The 844-nt window shown below is 26.9% G+C and carries 1 protein-coding gene; it reads left to right on the top strand.

Annotation, left to right across the window (positions count from 1 at the left end):
- Positions 1-13: 13 nt before the first annotated feature.
- Positions 14-844 (top strand): 6-hydroxymethylpterin diphosphokinase MptE-like protein (locus AJ882_RS04010; RefSeq protein WP_148125868.1); only part of this gene is annotated, 831 nt, incomplete at its 3' end.

Here is an 844-nt window from a genome sequence, read left to right as displayed (position 1 = left end):
TTAAGGAAACCCAATGACCATACTAGAAAAAAACATACAAGCTTTATTAAGTGGGGTAAATGAACCCTTAGGAAATAAACTTTTAAATTTCATACAAAATAAAACTTGCTCTCGTTTTAATATAGATGAAAATTTAAATATCTATGATAAAACTCATAATGTTTTTATGTATGAAAATTTAGAAGAAGAAATAAATTTTTTCTATCAAAGTATTTTAGAAAAAACTCATAGATATCCTTTTGCATGTATTTATGGTATAGGCAATGCTTTGCTTATTAAAAATTTATCCAAACACTATAAACATCTTTTTGTATTTGAAAGTGAAATCGAACTTTTTATCCTAGCTTTAAGCACGATAGATTTGAGTGAGGAACTTTGTAGTGGAAAAATTTATCTTATAGATATCAAAGAAGAAAGAGTGGATATTCAACTACTTATACTTTTTGATATGAAAGATATGTTTGAGTATCTAAGTTTATATGAAATGTTTGTAAATAATGTTTATTATAAAAAGTTTTATGAAGATATTTGGCATAAAGCAGATGAGCTTTGTGAAAAAAATATCAAAATTGTTATAAGGAATTTAGGTTTAAATTTAACAATTTCTTTTCAGTGTTATTCTCATCTTTTGCAAAATATCCCTTCTATGCTTGGAAGTATTCCTTTTCAAAGAATCTTAAGCGAAAGAAAAAACAAATTTGACAATGCTATAGTAGTTTCTGCAGGACCTTCTCTTACTAAACAACTTCCTTTACTTAAAGCTTATCAAGATAAAGCGGTGGTCTTTTGTGCTGATGGAGCTTTAAGTATGCTTGAAAAAGAAGGTGTAGTGCCTGATTATGTT

The sequence above is a fragment of the Campylobacter sp. BCW_6461 genome (genome assembly GCF_001762735.1).
Lineage (GTDB): Bacteria > Campylobacterota > Campylobacteria > Campylobacterales > Campylobacteraceae > Campylobacter_D > Campylobacter_D jejuni.
Note: the sequence above shows the minus strand (reverse complement) of the source record. Positions and strands in the feature narration are given on the sequence as shown.